Genomic DNA, 6,264 nt, shown 5'->3' on the forward strand with positions numbered 1-6,264 from the left:
CCCCTCGCCCCGCCCTCGGGAAGCATGGACGGGTGGGGCAGCGAGGCGGCGCGGAGAGACACGGTGGGCCGGCGCGGCCGGTACCCCCTCCCGCGGAGGCCGCCCGGGTCTCGTACGCGCGCGCCTTCGTCCGCGCGCTGCCCGCGCTGCTCATCGTCGGCGGAGTGCTCTACGACTACCTCACGCCCCCGGCCTTCACCGCGGTGCCCTTCTTCACCGCCGCCCCGCTCGTCGCCGCGCCCCTGGCCTCGCTGGGCGGCACGGTCGCCACGGGGGCCGTCGCGTTCGTTGCGGTGCTCGTGGTCCGGTCACGGTACGGCTTGGACGTCGACACCGTCACCGAGATCGTCACCGTGGCCACGGTCTCCGTCCTGGCCGTCGGCATCAACCGGCTCGCCCGGCGCACCGGCGCCCGCCTCGCCTCCGCGCGCGAGATCGCCGAGGCGGCGCAGCGGGCCGTACTGCCGCAGCCCCCGGAGCGGATCGGGGGGTTCGACATCGCCGCCCGGTACGAGGCGGCCCAGGCCGACGCCTTCATCGGGGGCGACCTGTACGCCGTGCAGGACTCGCCGCACGGCGTACGGCTCGTCGTGGGGGATGTGCGCGGCAAGGGCATGGGGGCGGTGGGCACCGTGGCCGTCGTCATCGGGGCCTTCCGGGAGGCCGCCGAGCAGGAGCCGACCCTGGAGGGCGTGGCGCGGCGGCTGGAGCGGGCGCTCGACCGGGAGGCGGCGCGGCGGCAGGGGATCGAGCGGGAGGAGGGCTTCGCTACGGCCGTCCTCGCGGAACTTCCGTACGGCGCCGGTCACGGCGACGGCGACGGCGTCGTACGGATCGTCAACCGCGGCCACCCCTCGCCGTTGCTCCTGCACGCGGACGGCTCCCTGCGCGTGCTCGACGCCCGGAGGCCCGCGCTGCCGCTCGGCATGGACGATCTGGGCGACTGGCCGGACCGCGCCGAGGAGATCGCGTTCCCGGGCGGGGCCACACTGCTCCTCCACACCGACGGGCTGTCCGAGGCCCGGGACGAGCGCGGCGCCTTCTACGACCCGGCCGAGCGGCTGTCCGGGCGGGTCTTCTCCGGCCCGCGCGCCCTGCTGGGCGTGCTCACGGACGAGGTGCGGCGGCACACTGGCGCGGGCTTGACGGACGACATGGCGCTCCTGGCGGTACGACGTCCGTGAGCGCGACGTCCGTGAGGGGCTGATCGTTCACGACTTCCTCATAACCTTCGTCACCGAACGTGTCCGATCGGCGTCCCTCCGCATAACAACTGACGCTCCGTCAGAACATCTGTGACCATTGAGACGGGGGTAACTCGCCCGACTTCCACCCCGCTTGACCCGAAAGAGCAGGGCACATGGGCTGAACGATCATCCAGAACCGCTTGGAATACGGCCCGTGCGTCTATTAACGTTCGATAACGCAGCGCGGTCGTCCCAGCCGTCACAAGAGTCGGCTCCGTGCGCACGCGCCGAATCCCGCAAGGGAACCGGGGAACCACCACCCTGGGGTGAATCGCGCGGAAGCCGTCGTGGCAGCACGGCAGGTTTACGCGCGTAGGAGACCTTCCTGCTCCGAACCCGTCAGCTAACCCGGTAGGCGAGAAGGAAGGAAAGGAGTACGCCCACGTGGCGTCAAACCGGTCTGCGACCGAAGCCCCGTCCGTGCCGGACCAACGCGGCGACAGCGGCACCTTCGGATACGGCGGCTACGACAGCAAGGACGAGGGCCCCTGGCAGGAGTGGAATCCCACCGAGGAGTCCATTCGCCCCGTTCGCGGCCGGCACCGGGTCGCCAAGAAGAGCGGACTCGCTCGCGGCGGACTCGCCCGTAGCTCCACCGTCCTCGGCGTCGGTGTCATAGCCGCCGTCGGCGCGGGTGGCATGGCCACCGCGCAGACCGGCAAGCCGCCGGTGTCCATCTCGATGCCCGACATGCCGAACGTCGGCGCGGTCTTCGACTCCGAGGACGAGCCCGAGGGCTCCTCCACCCCGCTCAGCAACGCGGGACTGACCGCCGACGACACCCAGCAGGGCGCCGGCGACGCCGGTGAGGCACTGCGCGCCCGCATCATGGAGCAGGCCGAGTCGCAGCAGGACGCGGTCGACAGGGCCGCGGCGGCCGCCGCCGAGGCCGCCGCCGCGAAGAAGGCGTCCGACGCCGCCGCCAAGGAGCGCGAGGAGGCCGAGGCCAAGGCCGCCGCCGAGAAGAAGAAGGCGGAGGAGGAGGCCGAGAGGAAGGCCGAGGCCGAGCGCCTCGCCAAGCTCGCCAAGCAGTTCGCGCTGCCGACGTCCTCGTACACGATCACCTCCACCTTCGGTCAGTCCGGCGCGTACTGGTCCTCCGGCCAGCACACCGGCCTCGACTTCGCGGCCCCCACGGGCACGCTGATCAAGGCGGTGGGCAGCGGCACGATCACCCAGGCCGGCTGGGACGGGTCGTACGGCTACAAGACGGTGCTCACCCTCAACGACGGCACGGAGGTCTGGTTCGCCCATCAGTCCTCCATCGGCGTCAGCGTCGGTCAGAAGGTCGCGACCGGTGACGTCATCGGCCGTGTCGGCGCCACCGGCAATGTCACGGGTGCCCACCTTCACCTGGAGGTACACCCCGGTGGCAGCAGCTCGGGCATCGACCCGATGGCGTGGCTGCAGGGCAAGGGGCTCACCCCCTGATCCCTTCCAGGACCTTCCTGAGGTCCTCCCAGGGGCCTTTCTGAGGTCCTACCAGAACCTTTCTGAGGTTCTCCCAGGTCTTCCGGGAGCGGTGAGGTGACCTCTCCCGGATTTACCAACCCTTGGCCGGACGTGCGGAATTCGCGCGTCCGGCCAAGGTGTTGAAGGGGAGCATGACTTCTCTTCGCAAGCTCGGCTCCTCCGATCTCGAGGTCTTCCCCCTCTCCCTCGGCGGCAACGTCTTCGGCTGGACCGCCGACGAGTCACAGTCCTTCGCCGTACTCGACGCGTACACGGCCGCCGGCGGCAACTTCATCGACACCGCCGACTCCTACTCGGCCTGGATCGAGGGCAACCAGGGCGGTGAGTCCGAGACCGTCATCGGCAAGTGGCTCAAGGCGCGCGGCAACCGCTCCGACGTCGTGATCGCCACGAAGGTCAGTCAGCACCCCGACTACCAGGGCCTGTCGGCCGCCAACATCAAGGCCGCCGCCGACGCCTCCCTGCGCCGCCTGGGCACCGATCACATCGACCTCTACTACACGCACTTCGACAGGCCCGAAGTCCCGGTCGAGGAGATCGTCTCCGCGCTCGACGAACTGGTGAAGGCGGGCAAGGTCCGCGCGATCGCCGCCTCGAACATCTCCCCCGAGCGCCTCCAGGCATCCCTCGACTTCTCCGACCGCGAGGGCTTCGCCCGGTACGTCGCGCTCCAGCCGCACTACAACCTGGTCTCCCGCTCCACCTACGAGGGCGCCCTGCAGACCATCGCCTCCCGCGAGGGCCTGGCCGCCGTCCCGTACTTCGCCCTCGCCAAGGGCTTCCTCACCGGCAAGTACCGTCCGGGCACGACCGTGGAGAGCGCCCGCGCCGAGGGCGCCGGCGCCTACCTGGAGAAGGAGGAGGGCATACGGGTCCTCGCGGCCCTGGACGAGATCGCCGAGGCCCATGGCGCCGAACTCGCCACGGTGGCCCTCGCCTGGCTCGCCGCCCAGCCGACGGTCGCCGCGCCGATCGCCTCCGCACGGACGGTGGAGCAGCTGCCGGCCCTGCTGGCGGTGGACAAGCTGACCCTCACGGAGGGGGAGCTGGCGAAGCTGACGGAGGCGTCGCAGGGGAGCTGACGGTCTCCTCCCCGGCCAACACCCCCTAGGACCGGTACGGGTTGTACGCGGGGTACGGTGCCGACGAGCCGTGCCCCGCACCGTACGCGGGCCCTGCTCCGTACGCGGGCCCCGCACCGTACCCATACGCCTGCGGGTAGCCGTACGTCTGCGGGTAGGCGTGCGTCTGCGGGGAGCCGTACGTCTGCGCGTACCCGTACGTCTGCCCGTAGCCGTACACGGGAGCGGGCGCCGTCGCCTGTGCCGCGTACGCCAGTGAGGGGCGGGCGATCTCCCGTCGGTGCCACAGCTCGAAGAGCAACTCCCGCTCCCGCACGACGAAATCGGCGTTCGCCCGGCCCCGCCGCCCGCGGTGGCGCAGGAAGGCGAGCGAGGTCGCGTACGCCTCGTACTCGGCCACCGCGCGCGCTGCCCCGCGCCCGAACTGGAGCCCGGCGTACTCGCGGGCCAGCCGCCGCGCCTTCATGTTCCCGAGGACGTACGGCTCGGCCGGCGTCAGCCACCCGGCGGCGGTGTACGCGGGCAACTCGTCCCGCACGGTGCGCAGTTCCCGCTGGCGTGTCCAGATGACCAGCCAGGTCAGCAGCCCGAACGCCGGCACCATGAACATCGCGTAGACCCCGAAGAAACCGAACTCCCCGAACGTGGACGAGCCGTTCCACAGGGCGTGCATGCCCATCGCGAGGAGCAGCCCGGAGAGGGGGAGCAGCACGCGGCGTACGTGATGCCGGTCCGCGGAGAGCGCCGCGATCCCGAAGCCGATCCCCGTGAGCACGGTGAACAGCGGATGCGCGAACGGCGACATGATCACGCGGACGAAGAAGGTCGCGGCCGTCACGGACGCGAGTCCGCTGTCGCCGCTGAGCTGGTCGGTTCCGAAGGCCGTGCCGAGGTAGAGGATGTTCTCGGTGAACGCGAACCCGGTGGCGGTGACCCCGGCGATCACCACCCCGTCCACGATCCCGGTGAAGTCCCGTCTGCGGAACAGGAAGATCAGTAAGACCGCGGCCGCCTTGGCGGTCTCCTCGACGACGGGCGCTATGACGGTGGCGCCGAGGGTGTCCGCGCTGGTCGGATCGGCGGTGGCGGTCGCTATCCACTTGGTCGCGAAACTGTTCGCGACGATGGCTATCAGCGCCGCGGCACACGCGCCCCAGGCGAACGAGAAGACCAGGTTGCGCCAGGGCCCGGGTTCGACCCGGTCCAGCCAACGGAACGCGGCGATGAGCAACGGCACGGGCAGCACCGCCAGTGCCAGCCCGACCAGGAACCCCTCCGTACCGGTCTGTTCGCGGACCAGGGCGAGGATGACCAATCCGGAGAGGGCCAGCAGGGTGCTGAGCGCCCCGTACCGCACCCACTTCCTCCGCCACCAGTGCGCGGGGCGCCGCTTCCCGCCGACGGGTTCGCCGGGGCCGGCGGGTCCGCTGGGGTGCGTCGGATACGGGGGGAAGGTGGCCACGGCATCGACCCTAACGAGGGAGAGGCGCTCCCCGCGATGGTGCCGCGTGAGGTGCAGGTGCTGCTCGGTGGGGCCTCGCGGGCGTTCGGCGGGACTTGGTCAGGCGCCGGTGGGGGGTTCTGGCTGGTCGGGACGGACTGGGTGGTCTGGCTGCCCTCCGCGCTGCTCCTTGGCCTCTTCGGACGATACGTCCCTGTGCTGTACGCACCGGAAGAGCAGGTCGTTCACCACATGACCCTTGTCCAGTCCCTGGCCCTCGAAACGGGTCAGCGGCCGAAAGCCGGGACGCGGCGCGTAACCGCCGTCGGGCTGGGTGTTCTCGAACCCGGGATGCGCGCCGAGCACGTCGAGCATCCACTCGGCGTACGGCTCCCAGTCGGTCGCGCAGTGCAGGACGGCACCCGGCCTGAGGCGGGACGCGGCCAGGGTGAGGAACTCCGGCTGGATCAGGCGCCGTTTGTGGTGCCGCTTCTTGGGCCACGGGTCGGGGAAGTAGACGCGCAGCCCGTCGAGGGAGTCGGGGCTGAGCATCTCGCGCAAGAGGATGATGGCGTCCCCGTTCGCCACCCGGACGTTGGACAGCCCGTTCTGGTCGGCGAGATTGAGCAGGTTGCCCTGGCCGGGAGTGTGCACGTCGACGGCGAGCACATTGGTCCCCGGATCCGCCGCGGCCATCTGCGCGGTGGCTTCGCCCATCCCGAAGCCGATCTCCATCACCACGGGGTTGTCGTTCCCGAACAGCTCGGCGAGGTCGATCACCTGCCGTCCGTCGATGTCCAGCCCCCACTTGGGCCACAGCCGCTGCAGCGCGTCCGCCTGCCCCGCCGTCACCCGGCTCCGCCGCGGCTGGAAACTCCGGATGCGCCGCTCGAAGTGCGACCCGGCGGGATCGGCCTTCGGCCCGTCGGGGAACCGGGGCTCCCCCTTGGCCCGGGTATGCCGGAGGGACGCGCCGGGGGTGATGGGCTGCGGGGCTTCGGGGGTGTGGGTGGAGTCAGAC

The 6,264-nt window shown here is 71.0% G+C and carries 5 protein-coding genes and 1 riboswitch; of the genes, 3 read left to right on the forward strand and 2 right to left on the reverse strand.

All coding sequences use genetic code 11. From position 1 onward, the window contains the following. Nucleotides 1-32: 32 nt before the first annotated feature. The 3 genes from FNH08_RS42010 to FNH08_RS42020 all read left to right on the forward strand — a co-directional run bounded on the left by FNH08_RS42010 (nucleotide 33) and on the right by FNH08_RS42020 (nucleotide 3,802). Complete coding sequence (locus FNH08_RS42010) at nucleotides 33-1,184, forward strand: PP2C family protein-serine/threonine phosphatase (RefSeq protein ID WP_407704563.1); 1,152 nt, start codon at nucleotides 33-35, stop codon at nucleotides 1,182-1,184. A gap of 278 nt (nucleotides 1,185-1,462) precedes the next feature. Beyond that, a riboswitch (cyclic di-AMP (ydaO/yuaA leader) is annotated at nucleotides 1,463-1,619 on the forward strand. 12 nt (nucleotides 1,620-1,631) lie between these two features. Further along, on the forward strand, nucleotides 1,632-2,678 hold the full coding sequence (locus FNH08_RS42015) for a M23 family metallopeptidase (RefSeq protein ID WP_322726330.1): 1,047 nt from the start codon (nucleotides 1,632-1,634) through the stop codon (nucleotides 2,676-2,678). A gap of 173 nt (nucleotides 2,679-2,851) precedes the next feature. Next, nucleotides 2,852-3,802, forward strand: a complete 951-nt coding sequence (locus tag FNH08_RS42020; RefSeq protein ID WP_152776773.1) for an aldo/keto reductase — start codon at nucleotides 2,852-2,854, stop codon at nucleotides 3,800-3,802. Nucleotides 3,803-3,827: 25 nt separating this feature from the next. On the opposite strand, the gene FNH08_RS42025 is transcribed toward FNH08_RS42020, so the two are convergent. Further along, nucleotides 3,828-5,264 carry a PrsW family intramembrane metalloprotease gene (locus tag FNH08_RS42025; protein WP_322726331.1) on the reverse strand — a complete coding sequence of 479 codons (1,437 nt, stop codon included), beginning with the start codon at nucleotides 5,262-5,264 and terminating at the stop codon, nucleotides 3,828-3,830. Nucleotides 5,265-5,363: 99 nt separating this feature from the next. Continuing rightward, on the reverse strand, nucleotides 5,364-6,264 hold a 901-nt coding region (trmB, locus tag FNH08_RS42030), incomplete at its 5' end, for a tRNA (guanosine(46)-N7)-methyltransferase TrmB (RefSeq protein ID WP_152776775.1).

The organism is Streptomyces spongiae (genome assembly GCF_009377185.1).
GTDB lineage: Bacteria > Actinomycetota > Actinomycetes > Streptomycetales > Streptomycetaceae > Streptomyces > Streptomyces spongiae.

Excerpts from the sequence above, each read along its gene's own strand:
- FNH08_RS42020 (WP_152776773.1), top strand. The coding sequence starts at position 2,852 with ATGACTTCTCTTCGCAAGCTCGGCTCCTCCGATCTCGAGGTCTTCCCC.